Source organism: Clostridium uliginosum (assembly GCF_900112485.1).
Classification (GTDB): domain Bacteria; phylum Bacillota; class Clostridia; order Clostridiales; family Clostridiaceae; genus Clostridium; species Clostridium uliginosum.
In genome coordinates this window covers 71642-87114 of sequence record NZ_FOMG01000018.1, presented here as the reverse complement: position 1 = coordinate 87114, position 15473 = coordinate 71642, and the positions used below count along the sequence as shown (strand labels likewise).

At 27.1% G+C, this 15473-nt stretch carries 12 protein-coding genes, 1 rRNA gene and 1 riboswitch; of the genes, 10 read left to right on the top strand and 3 right to left on the bottom strand.

Features of this window, described 5'->3' with window-relative positions; all coding sequences use genetic code 11:
- Positions 1–213: 213 nt before the first annotated feature.
- Positions 214–330 (top strand): 5S ribosomal RNA (gene rrf / locus BM027_RS12175).
- Between the two features lie 156 nt (positions 331–486).
- On the opposite strand, the gene BM027_RS12170 is transcribed toward rrf, so the two are convergent.
- Positions 487–1389, bottom strand: coding sequence for an AraC family transcriptional regulator (locus BM027_RS12170; protein ID WP_090092141.1), 903 nt, complete (start codon positions 1387–1389; stop codon positions 487–489).
- A gap of 142 nt (positions 1390–1531) precedes the next feature.
- On the opposite strand from BM027_RS12170, the gene BM027_RS12165 reads away from it, so the two are divergent.
- Positions 1532–3895, top strand: coding sequence for a glycoside hydrolase family 31 protein (locus BM027_RS12165; RefSeq protein ID WP_090092138.1), 2364 nt, complete (start codon positions 1532–1534; stop codon positions 3893–3895).
- Between the two features lie 209 nt (positions 3896–4104).
- Positions 4105–4797: a TIGR01906 family membrane protein gene (locus tag BM027_RS12160; RefSeq protein WP_090092136.1), complete on the top strand. Its 693-nt coding sequence runs from the start codon at positions 4105–4107 to the stop codon at positions 4795–4797.
- A 66-nt stretch (positions 4798–4863) separates the two neighbouring features.
- On the opposite strand, the gene BM027_RS12155 is transcribed toward BM027_RS12160, so the two are convergent.
- Entirely contained in the window at positions 4864–5667 is an 804-nt protein-coding gene (locus BM027_RS12155; protein ID WP_090092134.1) for an MBL fold metallo-hydrolase, read from the bottom strand.
- 277 nt (positions 5668–5944) lie between these two features.
- A riboswitch (Lysine riboswitch) is annotated at positions 5945–6111 on the top strand.
- 142 nt (positions 6112–6253) lie between these two features.
- On the opposite strand from BM027_RS12155, the gene dapA reads away from it, so the two are divergent.
- Positions 6254–7123: a 4-hydroxy-tetrahydrodipicolinate synthase gene (dapA, locus tag BM027_RS12150; protein ID WP_090092131.1), complete on the top strand. Its 870-nt coding sequence runs from the start codon at positions 6254–6256 to the stop codon at positions 7121–7123.
- 461 nt (positions 7124–7584) lie between these two features.
- A complete protein-coding gene (locus BM027_RS12145; RefSeq protein WP_090092129.1) occupies positions 7585–9246 on the top strand; it encodes a SulP family inorganic anion transporter in 1662 nt (553 codons plus the stop codon).
- Positions 9247–9472: 226 nt separating this feature from the next.
- Here the strand turns inward: BM027_RS12145 and BM027_RS12140 are convergent, their stop codons facing one another.
- The gene (locus BM027_RS12140) at positions 9473–10561 is read right to left on the bottom strand and encodes a PRK06851 family protein (protein ID WP_090092127.1); all 1089 of its coding nucleotides are present in this window, start codon (positions 10559–10561) and stop codon (positions 9473–9475) included.
- 399 nt (positions 10562–10960) lie between these two features.
- On the opposite strand from BM027_RS12140, the gene BM027_RS12135 reads away from it, so the two are divergent.
- The 5 genes from BM027_RS12135 (at position 10961) to BM027_RS12115 (ending at position 15370) form a co-directional block, all read left to right on the top strand.
- A complete protein-coding gene (locus BM027_RS12135) occupies positions 10961–11119 on the top strand; it encodes a DUF1540 domain-containing protein (protein ID WP_090092125.1) in 159 nt (52 codons plus the stop codon).
- A gap of 591 nt (positions 11120–11710) precedes the next feature.
- Entirely contained in the window at positions 11711–12667 is a 957-nt protein-coding gene (locus BM027_RS12130; RefSeq protein ID WP_090092123.1) for a phosphotransferase family protein, read from the top strand.
- Positions 12668–12809: 142 nt separating this feature from the next.
- The gene (locus tag BM027_RS12125) at positions 12810–14057 is read left to right on the top strand and encodes an ammonium transporter (RefSeq protein ID WP_090092121.1); all 1248 of its coding nucleotides are present in this window, start codon (positions 12810–12812) and stop codon (positions 14055–14057) included.
- A 15-nt stretch (positions 14058–14072) separates the two neighbouring features.
- The gene (locus BM027_RS12120; RefSeq protein ID WP_090092119.1) at positions 14073–14411 is read left to right on the top strand and encodes a P-II family nitrogen regulator; all 339 of its coding nucleotides are present in this window, start codon (positions 14073–14075) and stop codon (positions 14409–14411) included.
- A 323-nt stretch (positions 14412–14734) separates the two neighbouring features.
- The gene (locus tag BM027_RS12115) at positions 14735–15370 is read left to right on the top strand and encodes an HDIG domain-containing metalloprotein (protein WP_090092117.1); all 636 of its coding nucleotides are present in this window, start codon (positions 14735–14737) and stop codon (positions 15368–15370) included.
- The last annotated feature ends 103 nt before the right edge of the window (positions 15371–15473 follow it).

Genomic DNA, 15473 nt, shown 5'->3' with positions numbered 1-15473 from the left:
CTGATACTAATAGGTCGAGGGCTTGACCAATAATTAATTAAGTAAATATATACATTAGAGGAAACTCAAACTTATGTGCAATTTTGAAAGAACAAAAGATTGTTTTTTCAAATTAAGTACTAAAGTAGAACAGTAAGAAAAGGAAACTCGACTTACATGCGTTCGCTGAGTACAGTTCTTTATCTAAATCATAGATTTAGAAAGAACTAAGCATCTGGTGATGATGGCGTAGAAGTAACACTCCTTTCCATTCCGAACAGGACAGTTAAGATCTACAGCGCTGAAGGTACTGCATGGGCAACTGTGTGGGAGACTAGGACGTTGCCAGGTAAGCATAAAAGAGATAGTTATTATAACTATCTCTTTTTTAGTTTTTATAAACAGAGTTCTAAATTTTAGGTAGAGTTTTGGTCCCATCTGAGACTAAAAAAGCGTTATCCAAGAGCGTATAGCCGTTATCTCCAACTTCCAGAAGTAGGAGTGTTATTACTTCACTTTGTAATTCTGAGACGGCCCCATCTTTTTATATTCACTAGGAGTACAGTTTTTATATTCTTTAAATTTTTTTATAAAGTAACTAAAGTTATCAAAACCAACAATAAAACATATTTCCATTACCTTATAATTTTGTGTTTGAAGTAGTTTAGCAGCTTTTTCTATTCTATAATGATTAATATAAGAAATTGGACTTTTGCCAGTTAATGATTTAAAAAACCTACAAAAGTATTGGCTATTCATATTAGCTTCTTTGGCTAATTCATCAATATATATTTTGTTTTTATAATTTTTATAGATATAGTCAAGTATTATCTTTATTCTTTCAACTTTATAATCATTTGAGGTTAAGTTTATAGATGTATTTTTGATAAATTTATCTTGGTCTGCTATAAAGGATATTATTTTTAATAATGAGGCTTTTACGCTTAATTCCCAGCCTTGATGTTTCCCGTAATATATATCAATTAATCCTCTAATTTCAGTTAATATGTTATTTCCACAAAGACATGTCTTGTCAATTAACATAGGAAAGCTAAGCGTGCTATTTAAAAGTGGATCTATATATTTACTTTGGCAATAATCATATATTGAGCTACTCAATATATTCATATCAAATACTATAGCATGGTGTATTGATTCTATGCTATTTATTGCATAGGCAGAATGAAGTTTATGACTGTTAATAAACAAACACTCATTAGCATTAACCTTTATTGGTTTCATATCTATATTAAAGATTATTTCGCCTTCTTCAACATAAATAATTTCCACTTCATCATGCCAATGATAAGACAAAGAATATGTGCTTTCAGAATCTATTATAGAGTATATTTTTAACGGAAACATAGCATTTCCATGAACTGTTTTCTCTTTTAGAGTATTTGTTTTCATATATTATCTCCTATATTTAATAAAAAGTAAAAATAATATTATTTTTAGATAAAATTATGCAACATTTAAATAAACTATGTAGATATAATGTTATTGTAAGGTTAAAACAAGATAAATTCAACTATAAATAAGGAGGAATATAATGTTTGGTAAAATAATTTCATATGAAATAGATAGTAATAAGATAAATATAAAATTTGAAGATAAGATAGGGAGTATTGAAATAATAACCCCAGATATAATAAATATTTTTTCTTCATTTAGATATGAAGATCACTTTTCAAGAGCAATAGAAGATCTTAAAACAATTGAGTGTAATTTTGATATAAAAAGAGAAAATGATTATTTAGAAGTTGTTACTGATAAATTAATAGTTAAAATATATGATAATTTTAAAGTTGACTTTTATAATAAAGATTTAGAATTATTATGTGGAGATTATAGAGGAGAAAGAAAACCTTTAGTTAGGTGTGAATATAATTTAGCTTCAATAGAGGATCATAAAGTTGAAGAGAGCACTGATGAGTTAAATATACAAGTTATAAAAAAACTTAAAGGTGATGAAAAGTTTTATGGACTTGGAGATAAGACAGGGTATCTAAATAAGAGAGGCTATGAATATGAAATGTGGAATACTGATGAACCAATGCCTCATGTAGAATCATTTAAAGCATTATATAAATCAATACCTTTTTTTATTGCATTAACAGAAAATAATACCTTTGGTATTTTCTTTGATAATAATTTTAAAACACATTTTGATATGGGAAAAGAAAATGAAGAATATTATTACTTTGGTTCAAATGACGGGAACTTAGATTATTATTTTATAAACGGTAACAATATGATGGATGTGGTTGGAGGATATACATATTTAACAGGTAAGACTCCACTTCCTCAAATGTGGACATTGGGATATCAACAATCAAGATGGAGTTATTATCCTGAAAGCAGAGTTAAGGAGATAGCAGAAGGCTTTAGGAAGAATGATATACCTTGTGATGTTATTCATTTAGATATTGATTATATGGAAAAATATAAAGTATTTACATGGGATAAGGAGAAATTTAGTGATCCTAATAAATTTTTATCTGATTTTAAGGATGATGGATTTAAAGTAGTAACAATAATAGATCCAGGAGTAAAGAAAGAAAAAGGATATGATATCTATGAAGAAGGAATGAGAAATAGATATTTTGCAACAGATAAAGATGGAATAACATATGTAAATAAAGTATGGCCAGGAGATGCAGTATATCCTGATTTTTCTAATAGTAAGGCGAGAACGTGGTGGGCTGAAAACCAAAAGATAATGATGGATGCAGGAGTTAGTGGGATATGGAATGATATGAATGAACCTGCAAGTTTTAATGGACCATTACCAGATGATGTTCAGTTTAATAATGAGGGTAGAGGTGGAGATCATACAGAAATTCATAATATATATGGACATCTAATGAGTAAGGCAACTTATGAAGGAATAAAAAAGATTACTAATAAACGACCTTTTGTTATAACTAGAGCATGTTATGCAGGATCACAAAAATATTCAACAGTATGGACAGGTGATAATCAAAGTTTTTGGGAACATCTAAGAATGTCAATTCCTATGCTATGTAATTTGGGACTTAGTGGATTTAGTTTTTCAGGCGTTGATGTAGGAGGCTTTAGCGCTGACTGTACTAAAGAATTATTATCTAGATGGGTACAAGTTGGATGCTTTTCAACACTATTTAGGAATCACTCTAGCATGCCTACAAGAGATCAAGAACCGTGGGCATTTGATGAACAAACATTAAATATAAATAGAAAATATATTAAATTGAGATACAAATTAATTCCTTACTTATATGATACTTTATGGCAAGGTGAAACAACAGGGCTACCAGTTATGAGACCTTTAGTTTTACATTATAGTAATGATAAGAATGTACATGAGATAAATGATGAGTTCTTATTTGGAGAAAATATACTTGTATCACCTGTTGTTGAACAAGGTAAAAGAACAAAAGAGGTATATCTTCCAAACGGTGTTTGGATAGATTATTGGACAAAGGAAGAAATAATAGGTGGAAAGTCAATATTAAGAGAAGCTCCATTAGATTTATGTCCTATGTACATTAAAAAAGGAAGTATTATTCCTAATTATCCAGAACAAAGATATATTGGAGATAAGCAAATTAAGGAATTAACTTTTGATGTATATCCTGGAGAAGCAGAATATATACATTATGTAGATGATGGAGAAACTTTTGAATATAAAGATGGTAAGTATAACTTATATCAATTTAATATGACAGAAAATGAAGATAAATTGAATATAGAAATAAAGACGCCTTATTTAGAATATGAAAATAAATATGATACATTTAAAATAATACTAAATAATTTGGATATTAATAAAGTTAAATTTAATAATATGGATGTAGAGTATAAAGAAAATAATAAATCAATACAAGTTATAATACCAGCTATACAAGGAATTTTAAGTATCAAGAAAAAATAATAAGACACATGAAAGAAAATAATATACAAGCATACTGGTTTATTATTTTTTGAATGTACCTAATAAAAGGTCCACTTCTTATAAAAGATGTGGATCTTTTATTATAAATAAAATCTAAATTTGAATATGCCTTAAACGTGATATATTGAATATAATCCATACTAGCGTATAATTATATATATTGATAAATAGATAGGGGTTAGTAGAAGATGAATAATAAGATAAAAAACATTGAAATAAATAAGATTCTAAATTGTTTTATTAATACTATTTTAGGTTTTTTCAGCGCAATGTTTGTACTTTCAGTTTCTGTAATTATTACATTGAATTTAACTCCAATCTATAGATGGGCTATAAGTAAATATAGTATAAGTGAATACACTGGATTATCATCTAACGACTTAATGATAAATTATAAAGGTTTGATTTATTATTTACAAAATCCTTTTATAGAGAAACTACAATTTCAGGACTTTTCTATGAGTCCTCAAGGAGAGATACATTTTCAGGATGTAAAAAGAATATTTATGTATATGTATATTTATGTTTTTGTATTCATGATAGCATTGGGAATATATTTACTTATAAAAGATAAATTTAAAAATAAGTCTTTCTTTAAAGCTACTAAGATACTTAATAGCAGTTCAAATGTTTTAATCTTATTTTTTGCAGTATTAATATACACTATTTCAGTAGATTTTTCAAAGTATTTTATTCTATTTCATAAGATACTTTTTACAAATAATTATTGGTTATTTGATCCAGAGTTAGATCCAGTTATTAATGCATTACCTGAAGAATTTTTTATGTTATTGGGAGCAATTATATTAATTTTATTAATAGCACAAGCTATATATTTTAAGACTTTATATTATAAGAGTAGACGTGATTTAAATAATTAAGAAATCAAAAATATGGATTGATAAAAATAGATTTATTTTTATCAATCCATATTTTTTTGAACGTGCCTAAAGGTGGATTACATCAAGGTCATCAGGTACGTAAATAACTCCATTAAATTCTTCTTTACCTTCATTTATATAAAGCATTTTTCTGTTTTCTAAGTTCTTATCTTCTGTATGATATAAGATAACAGCTTTAACATTTAAGTTTTCAGCATTTGCACACGCGTCTTTTGCTGTAGCATGATGTTTTTCATATGGTTTAAAAATATCTCTTTGAGAATATAAACAAAATGCCTCATGAAATAGATAATCTACATTTTGACAAAAAGTTTTAACACCATTCCTATAAGGTTCATCTCCTAAAAAAGTCAAAGACTTTCCGTTTAATAGTATAGTTTTAAAACCAAATTGAAGGTCTTTAGTGCTATTTATATCAAAAAAAGTTATTTCTCGTCCTAAAATTTCAGTTTTATAATTATTTTTTATTTCCTTAAATAAAATTCTAGTATCGAATAGATTTAAAAACTTTTTTTGAAGTACAAATGAACAAATTGTTTTTATTGCAGTTATTGAAGTTTTATGACAAAAAATATTTAAATTTCCTGTATATTTGTTATTTAATATACCTTGTGCTACAGCACGAATAACCCAAACACTACCTAATATATGATCATTATGATTATGTGATATAAACATGTTATGTATTTGATTAATAGATATATTTGACTTTTCCAAATTAGATAATATTGTATTACCACCACCAGTGTCTACAAGAAAATGTTCGTTGCATTGTGATAGCGTAAAACAAGTATTGTAGCATTTTGTAACCATAGCAGAACCTGTACCTAAGATCGTTAAATTTTCCATATAAATATCTCCTTTTTTTGAGCATTGAAAAGAAAATAATGATTAATATTATAAATAGTAAGAATTAGTATCATTTTTACAATGCTTAATATAGTATCTCTTAAGTCCCTAAACTAGTTGAGACAATTGTCTATACATTTATTATAATGTAGAAGGTAGTTTAAGGTAAATGATAGAAGATAAATAAAGTTAAGGACAAGAACAAATACATATTTTTATAATAATAACTTTACAATTTTATGGGTAAATGATACAATAAATTAAATTGAATACGAGAACCTATGGTAGAGGAGCTATTAATAAATAGTACTTATTAGGAGTTGGCAAATGTTGATTAATAAGGAAAGGTATGATAGCCGAAGAAATAGATTATGCAATCATTTATTTCTGGGTATATGTAAAATATATGTATAACTGTCACGTAAGTGGAGAGCTACAAGGATTTGATTAAATTTTAATTATAGTTTATTATATTATACTATTTTTATAATTTTATCTTTATATGCTTTGCGAATGAACTCTACCCGTCGTAGTAATACTGTGACGGGTTTTCTTATGTAAAAATTAGATTATAGGGGGATTAATAATGAAAATTAAAGGTATAATAATACCACTTTTAACACCATTTAAAGATGGAAATGTGGACTTCAATTCATATAAAAAAATGGTTGAGTATTATATAGAACAAGGTGTAGATGGAATCTTACCACTTGGAACTACAGGAGAAAGTCCAACTATTTCATGTGAAGAATATGAAAAAATATTAGATAAAACTATGGAATATAATAATGGAAGAGTACATGTTTATACAGGTCTTGGTGGAAATAACACTAATGAAGTAGTTAAAAAGTTAAAAGTAGCTGAAAACAATAAAGTAGATGGAATATTATCTGTATCACCATATTATTCAAGACCTAATCAAAGAGGAATTTATGAGCATTTTAAAAGAATATCTGAAGCAACTGATTTAGATATTATAATTTATAATATTCCATATAGAACTGGATCAAATGTTGAAAATGAAACTATATATAGATTAGCAGAACTAAAAAATATTGCAGGAATAAAAGATTGCTCAGGTGATATAAAACAAACATCAGATTTATTATTAAATTCACCAAAAGACTTTTCTATTTTAACAGGGGAAGATTCACTTTTTTACACCACCCTTACACTTGGAGGTCATGGTGGAATTTTAGCATCAGCTAGTTTAAGAACTAAAGACTTTATTAAAGTATACAATGATATTCAAGAAAATAATCATAAATCAGCACTTGAAACATGGAAAGAGTTATATAAATTTATACCTGCTTTATTTGAAGAACCTAATCCAACTCCTTTAAAGTATTGTTTAAAGAAAATGGGGATTATTGATTCAGATGAAGTTAGATTACCACTTATGAATATAACTCAAGATCTAGAAAAAAAATTAGATAATAAGTTATTTTATAAATAAATTATTAATATAAGGGGCAAAGTATAAGAGCAATAAGAAATAGGGGCTATTTTGTTAAATAAAACTAAGAAGTATTTTATAAATACACTTGGTTTTATTTTTTTTAACGCTCTGTAACAATATCAACACGCTTTTAAAACATAGCCTTTTTTAAAATATAGTATTAGCATATTTTTTAGTTAAAAATAAAATATTTTGACTAGTAAAATATTTAGGAGTAAGATAAGATGGGTTAAATTCACTCAGTATGAAATAAAGTAATGTACTAAGAATCTTAAATTCTTTGTACATATAGATAACTATAAATTAACTTAGAATGTGATTATTAGTTGATTTGTAGTTATTTAGTGTGGTAAAAATGGGCAAATACCATTGTCTATATGTAGTCTATGTACAAACGCTATGACAAGGGGATTTCAATGCCTTGTACACGAGATATATAAGAAAGGAAGTTGTTAAAAATGATGCCTAAGTTGTTTACTATGATAAAGAACAATGAAATTACTAAGCAACAATTAGCTAAAGATGTTATAGCTGGAATTATTGTTGCAATAATAGCATTACCTTTATCAATAGCACTGGCAATATCATCAGGAGTATCGCCAGAAAAAGGTCTTATAACTGCAATTTTTGCAGGATTTATAATCTCACTTTTAGGTGGGAGTAAAGTACAAATTGGAGGACCCACGGGAGCCTTTGTAATAATAATATATTCAATTATTCAACAGTACGGTTTGAATGGATTAATTACTGCTACAATAATGGCAGGAATTATGTTAGTTATAATTGGACTATTAAAGTTTGGATCGTTAATTAAGTACATACCTCAAACAATAACAGTAGGTTTTACTAGTGGTATAGCTATAACTTTATTATCAACACAAATTAAAGATTTTTTTGGATTAAAGATTGATAAGGTACCAGCAGAGTTTATTCCAAAGTGGCAAACTTACTTTGAAAATATGAATACAATAAGTACTTCAACTTTAATTATAGGAATAATATGTATTTTAATTATTGTGCTTTGGCCAAAGGTTAATAAGACAATACCAGGGTCACTAATTGCTTTAGTTGTTGCTACATTAGCAGTAAAATTTTTAAATCTACCAGTAGAGACTATAGGTGATAGATTCCAAGCGTTATCATCAGCAATACCTATGCCGATGTTTCCGAAGATAACTATAAGTACAATAAATCAATTGTTTGCACCGGCTATGACAATAGCGATTTTAGCAGCATTAGAATCATTATTATCAGCAGTTGTTGCAGATGGAATGATAGGGGATACACATGACTCAAACATGGAACTTGTGGCACAAGGAGTAGGAAATATAATATCAGGACTATTTGGGGGAATACCAGCTACAGGAGCAATAGCTAGAACTGCTGCAAATGTAAAAAATGGTGGAAAAAGTCCTATATCAGGAATAGTCCATGCTATAACACTACTAATCATAATGTTAGCATTAATGCCAGTTGCAAAGTTAATACCAATGACTGCATTAGCCGCTATATTAGCAGTTGTATCTTATAATATGAGTGAATGGAGAACATTTAAATCATTATTAAAAGCTCCGAAAAGTGATGTGATTGTATTGTTAATTACTTTCTTTTGCACTATAGTATTTGATTTAGTAGTTGCAATTGAATTTGGAATGGTTATAACAATGTTTTTATTTATGAAAAGAGTATCAGAAACTACAGCAATTAGAGATTTAGTAGAAGAGGAAGTTTTTGATGATGAGATATTAGATTTATTAAAAAAATCAGACGGGAAGATACTTGTATATCAAGTAGATGGACCTTTATTTTTTGGTATAGTACAAGACTTCATAATTAAAGTGAATTCAGTAAAAGCTTCAACTGAAGTACTAATACTAGATATGAGACATAGTTATGCAATAGATGCTTCTGCCATAGATGGTTTAAAAAAATTAGTTAGACATTGCAGAAAACATAAAATAAAGCTTTTAATAACACATGTTCAAGAACAACCTATGCATGTATTAGGTCATATGGGACTCTCAGATGCTATTGGAGTAGAAAGCATATATGAAACTAAAAGAGAAGCAATAAAAATAGCATATGATTACATAACAAAGATTAGAAATTTTATGAATTAATAATTTGAAAATTTAAATATAGATAAGGCATATGACGCAAAATAAACTAGCTGATTTACTTGTTATTTTTTGAATATGCCTAATATAAAACAGCTAAAAAACACTATTATAGTATTAAGAATAATGTTTTTTAGCTGCTTTTTATTTTTAATTTCTAATAGTAAATATTATTTATTCAATAATTAACCTATGAACAAAAATTTCTACTATCTTTTTTATTATGATATTATTCTAAATCTGTTAACGATTTGATTAAATCAGTTTTTATAGAATCAATTTTACTAAAATCCATTGCATCAATGTAAATTGTTTCTAAATTATCATGATATGACTTAGCTTTTGCAAGATAAGATGTAGCTTTAGAATTTGTTTCTTTATAGTTAGTAGCTATATGAGTTAATGTCTCACTATATTTCTCATCAGTATTTTCATTTATTAATTCACTATACATATCTAATATTTCATCATCTTTTCTAGAAGGAAAATATTCATGTGGAGCAGTAGAATCAAATATACATAAATTTAACTCTCTCATAATTACCATATCGAGACTATCAGGATCAAATCCACAATGATATACCTCAGTATCTATCCCTCTAAGTTTACATTCTTTTACTAACTTTTTTAATAATGTAGATTTTCCTGAACCAGGTCTTCCTTTAATAAAATACCTTTTAGAAATATTAGAAGTTAAATTTTCAACAAAATTAACAGGACCTTTAGGAGTAGAAGCTCCTAAAAAACGATGCTTAATAATAGATTTTTTATTAAATATTGAATCACCAATTAATTTATTAATTGTATTTAAGGCAAAATCATCAGCTTTTTTAAAATCCATATTTGCGATATAAATTTTTTCCCAATCATCATGTATAATAAGGGCTTTTGCAAATAATCTATACGCATTTTGGTAACAAGTAGCTATATGTTTCTTAATATTAATAATTTCTTCAGTATGTGATTTTAATTTATTGCTATCCCATGCAATTCCCAAATTTACATATTCTTCAATTGCACCTGGAGCTGTTGGTTCAATTACATGTGGAGACGTTCCATCAACAATTGCTGCTTTAATTTTAGGGATAATAACACCATCAAGGGAGTTATTATCAGAAGAACAATGAATAAATTCTATATCATAACCTTTTTTTGTCCAATCATTTCCTATTGATCTTATAAGTGTAGATTTACCTGTACCAGGACCTCCTTTAAGGATATATATATTATCTAATCCTTCAAGATTAGATGGAAATAGATTATAAAATCCTTTAGATGTGTTTGCACATGCATAATAATTTAAAATTTTCCCATACAAGAATATCACTCCTTAATTCATAAAAATAGTACTAACAGTAATTATTATATGAAGTTATATTTTATATGTGTAGATTTAAGAGAATAATATTATTTTTTTATGAGTATAGTTTAATTCTTACTTAATAGAGATTTAAATATATGAAGGATATTTACTTTTTATACATAAATTTTTAATAGATAACCATAAGATATATTTTATAATTAGGATAATAATACAAAATATGATTAAATAAGTTAAAAAAATTAGAATGATTTTAGGTTTAATAAAACGAGTATAGTTAATTATTCAGAAAAAATTAGATTTATAATAAGATTAAATTTAGCATAAGATAAAAAAGTATAAAATAATAAATTAAACACATAATACTTTTGAAACATAATTAAAGGAGTGATTTATATGCCAAAAAATCCAAGTATAAAATGTTCAATCAAGCCTTGTAAGCATCACAGTAGTGGAGAAGATTATTGTACACTACAAGAAATTCAAGTAGGAACTCATGAAGCAAATCCTAAGAAGATAGAATGTACAGATTGTGAATCATTTGTATTAAGTTAAAATTGTTACATGTTAGAAAGTATTTCTAACAAAATTGTGAAACTAAAGAGAGCGTAATAAAAGAGATGACTTTTTATTACACTCTCTTTTTGTTATTTTTATTATTAAATTGCTATGTTTTAGAAGAGTGTTGATATTGTTATATAATAGCGAACTGGAATTGAAATTTGCTTTGTAGAACTCTTAAGTGAGAGTCCAAATTTTATATTTGGTATCTCAAACTTACTCAGCGAGCGAATGTGAGTCGAGTTTCCTTGAATATTAATCCTATTAATTGCTTGTCACAATCTGTGATTGGGAGCATGCATTAATAGGACTAATATTCATTTTAGAGTTCTTAAAGTAAATTTCACCGTCCATGAGCTTTATATAACAATATCAACACGGTTTTAAAACAAAGCCTATTAAGTAAAAAAATTATATAAGTTTGATTTCTTATGAAAAATGAAATAGACTTTTATAAGTATTTTTAGCAATAGAAATATAAATATAATGATTTATAGATAGAAGAAATATGTTGACGATGTTTAATAAAAAGATTAGGCTAATGTTAGTTTAAGGATTTTTTATGACTGAGTTGGAGGAAAATTAATGGAATATAATTGGGAACGCTCATTACCATTTTTACATATAGATGTGGATACAGCAAATAAACTTATTAGAAAAGTATTAAATTGTGAGAGTATTAAAAGTATAACAGCGATACAAGAGGGATGTAGGACAAGTAACTACATTATAGAAATTGATAAGAAAATAAGTAAATATATATTAAAGATTTTTCCTGACATATATGATGTTTATGAAAAAGAAAATAATTTATTAAATTTACTTAAAAAAGATATACCAGTGCAAAAGGTATATAATATTTCAAAGAGCAGCATTATTTCGAATAGAACATTTGGAATTTATGAGTATATAGATGGAGAAACCTTAGGACAGGCTATAAAATCTGGGTATATTGTTGAAAAACAATTGGTTAAGGATGTAGCTAAATCTTTAGCTATGATACATAAATTTAAGTTTGATGAATTAGGAGAATTAGATAAAAATTTAAAAGTTGATAAAATATTGCCACCTCTTTATACTTGGTATGAGATGTTTATGGGAGAAAATTTTAAACGAAGATTAGGGGAAAATACTATTAGAGAAATTAATAGTATAGTAGAAAAAAATAAAGATATATTAATAGATTTAGATAAAGATGTTTCATTGGTTCACGGAGATTTTCAAGGGACTAATATATTAATCAAAGATAAGAGGTTAGTTGGAATTATAGATTGGGAATTTGCAATGGCAGGGCATTCTCTAGCAGATGTAGGTCAATTTTTTAGATATAAAAGGTATTTTAACAAAGATTTAATGAATATATTTGAAGAGGAATATAATAAATATTCTAAAAATAAGCTTATTAAGGAATGGTATAAGATAGCTAAACTTAGAGATTTAGTTAATTTAATTCAATTAATTAGTGCAGAAGAAGAAATGCCTAATAAATATAGAGAGATTAAAGAAATTATATTGGAAACTATAGAAGTATTTCGAATATAATAAAAAAAGTAATATTTTCTAGATGATATATTGTTGACAATATATATTAAATAGAATAACATATATTAATATAAAGAACAAAGGCGTTCAAAGCATATGCTTTGAATGCCTTTTTATTTTTTAATAAAAAGGGGGATTATAAATGGATATTAATTTAGGAGATAGCTCATTTATGCTTATATGTACAGCATTTGTATTTTTAATGACTCCTGGACTAGCTTTTTTTTATGGGGGAATGGTTCGTAGAAAAAATATATTAAATACTATTATGTCTTCATTTTTTGTTTGTGGATTAGCATCTGTATTATGGGTATTAATAGGATATTCATTATCTTTTGGGAAAGATACATATGGAATAATTGGTGGATTAAATTATGTTGGATTTATGGGTGTAGGAGCAGAACCTAATGCAGTTTATGCTACAACTATACCTCATGCACTTTTTGCAGCATTTCAAATGATGTTCGCAATAATTACACCAGCATTAATAACAGGAGCATTGGTAGATAGAATGAAATTTTCTGCATTATTTATATTTATTACAATATGGTCAATTTTTGTTTATTACCCATTAGCACATATGGTATGGGGAGATGGAGGATTAATAAAAGCCTTAGGTGCTGTTGATTTTGCAGGTGGAAATGTAGTGCATATAAGTTCAGGTATTTCAGCACTTGTAGCATGCATAATGTTAGGACGTAGACGTGGATATGGAAAGATGTCATATACTCCACACAACATCCCTTTCGTATTTCTTGGAGCTACATTACTTTGGTTTGGGTGGTTTGGATTTAATGCAGGAAGCGCTTTAGGTTCTGGTGCACTTGCAGTACATTCTTTTTTAACTACTAACACTTCAGCAGCAACAGCAATGCTTTCATGGATGTTAATTGAAAAAATTAAAGAAGGTAAACCTACAATGCTTGGAGCAATAACTGGAGCAATAGTTGGATTAGTTGCAATTACACCAGGAGCAGGATTCGTACCAATTTGGGCATCTATTATAATAGGAGCAATTGTAAGTCCAATATGTTTCTATTTTGTATCAGTAATAAAACCTAAATTTGGATATGATGATGCACTTGACGCTTTTGGATGTCATGGAGTAGGTGGAATTTGGGGTGCAATAGCAACAGGAATTTTCACACAAAAATCAATTAATCCTGCAGCACAATGGAACGGTTTGATTTTTGGAGAATTTAATCTTTTTTGGGCACAAATTGTTAGTGTTGTAATAACTATAGCATTTGCTGGAATTAGTACATTTATAATTATAAAAATCATGAAACACTTCATGGATATTAGGGTTACAAGTGCTGAAGAAGCTGATGGGCTTGATATGTCAGAACATAATGAATCTGCCTACCCTTCATTTACAGGACTTGATTAAGAAAGGAAAATGTGTATGAAAAAAATTGAAGCAATTATAAGACCCTCAAAGTTAGAAGAAGTTAAAGAAGCAATGAAAAAAACAAATATTAGTGGAATAACAATTAGTCAAGTTATGGGATGTGGTAAGCAACATGGTTGGAGTGAAAACTATGATGAGAGTGAAGAATTAATAAATATTCTATCAAAAATAGAAATTAAAATGATAATAGATGATGACAAGTTAGAAGAAGTTATAGAATTAATTACATCAATTGCGAGAACTGGAGAAATAGGAGATGGTAAGATATTCGTTACTGATATTAGCGATTGTATAAGGATTAGAACAGGAGAAAGAGGAGAAATAGCATTATAATAGAAAAAGAATACTAAGATTATATTGCTAAGCAATAGTTATAATTTTAATATGCCTAAGCTCTGTTAAACTCAAATATAAATTTAAGAGTTTAACAGAGCTTTATTATAATAATTTTTATATTTGGAATACTAATATTAAATCAGCAATATAAAAAAGTATACATCGTATAGTGACTAGTTATTTTTTTCAAGATGCCTTAAGTTTAAAAAAGTGTTAACTTGCATATATTTATGTTTTATAAATTAACATTAGTTAAAATTAATATTAGATTTAAAACATATAGTAAAATTAAAGATTAGATATAGGAGTATTAAATTTATATGAATGATAAAGAAATATATTTAGATATAGAAAAGCATTTACTTCATGATGAAAAACCATCCATTTACTTAGAAGAACAATTAAAAAAAGGAGTATTTAGTAAATATCCATTTTCAATGATTGGAGAATTAAAAGATGTGTCACAAAACCTTAAGTTTCATCCTGAAGGAGATGTTTTTATACATACAATGATGGTAGTAGACATAGGTGCTGAAAATCGTGATAAAAGTAGAAATAAGAGGATATTTATGTGGACACTTTTATTACATGATATAGGAAAGAAACCAACAACTAAAATGAGAAAAGGAAAGTTAACATCTTATGATCATGATAAAGTTGGAGCAAAAATGGCCCAAGAATTCTTAGAATATTTTAATGAAGATGAAAAATTTATAAAAGAAGTAACAGCACTAGTGAGATGGCATATGCAAAGTTTATTTGTAACAAAGGATTTAAGTTTTAAAGATATTAACGGAATGTTAAAGGATGTAGAAGTAAATGAGATAGTTTTAATTGCTCTTTGTGACAGATTGGGTAGGGGTGGATTAAGTTCATTAAACAAAAAAGAAACAATACAAGATATAAATAAATTTAAAGAAATACTTGTTAGTAGAAAAAATAGTATTCTTAAATAATTTATTATAAAATCACCATCAATAATTTTAAAACCATTTTTCAAATTATTGGATATAAGTAAAGAGGAATCTTAATTCATAAGATTCCTCTTTACTAGTTTTA

What these genes read in the sequence shown, in the direction of transcription:
- BM027_RS12155 (WP_090092134.1), bottom strand. Translation starts at nt 5,667, where the DNA reads ATGGAAAATTTAACGATCTTAGGTACAGGTTCTGCTATGGTTACAAAA.
- BM027_RS12115 (WP_090092117.1), top strand. Translation starts at nt 14,735, where the DNA reads ATGAATGATAAAGAAATATATTTAGATATAGAAAAGCATTTACTTCAT.
- BM027_RS12135 (WP_090092125.1), top strand. Translation starts at nt 10,961, where the DNA reads ATGCCAAAAAATCCAAGTATAAAATGTTCAATCAAGCCTTGTAAGCAT.
- BM027_RS12145 (WP_090092129.1), top strand. Translation starts at nt 7,585, where the DNA reads ATGATGCCTAAGTTGTTTACTATGATAAAGAACAATGAAATTACTAAG.
- dapA (WP_090092131.1), top strand. Translation starts at nt 6,254, where the DNA reads ATGAAAATTAAAGGTATAATAATACCACTTTTAACACCATTTAAAGAT.
- BM027_RS12125 (WP_090092121.1), top strand. Translation starts at nt 12,810, where the DNA reads ATGGATATTAATTTAGGAGATAGCTCATTTATGCTTATATGTACAGCA.
- BM027_RS12160 (WP_090092136.1), top strand. Translation starts at nt 4,105, where the DNA reads ATGAATAATAAGATAAAAAACATTGAAATAAATAAGATTCTAAATTGT.
- BM027_RS12120 (WP_090092119.1), top strand. Translation starts at nt 14,073, where the DNA reads ATGAAAAAAATTGAAGCAATTATAAGACCCTCAAAGTTAGAAGAAGTT.
- BM027_RS12130 (WP_090092123.1), top strand. Translation starts at nt 11,711, where the DNA reads ATGGAATATAATTGGGAACGCTCATTACCATTTTTACATATAGATGTG.
- BM027_RS12170 (WP_090092141.1), bottom strand. Translation starts at nt 1,389, where the DNA reads ATGAAAACAAATACTCTAAAAGAGAAAACAGTTCATGGAAATGCTATG.
- BM027_RS12165 (WP_090092138.1), top strand. Translation starts at nt 1,532, where the DNA reads ATGTTTGGTAAAATAATTTCATATGAAATAGATAGTAATAAGATAAAT.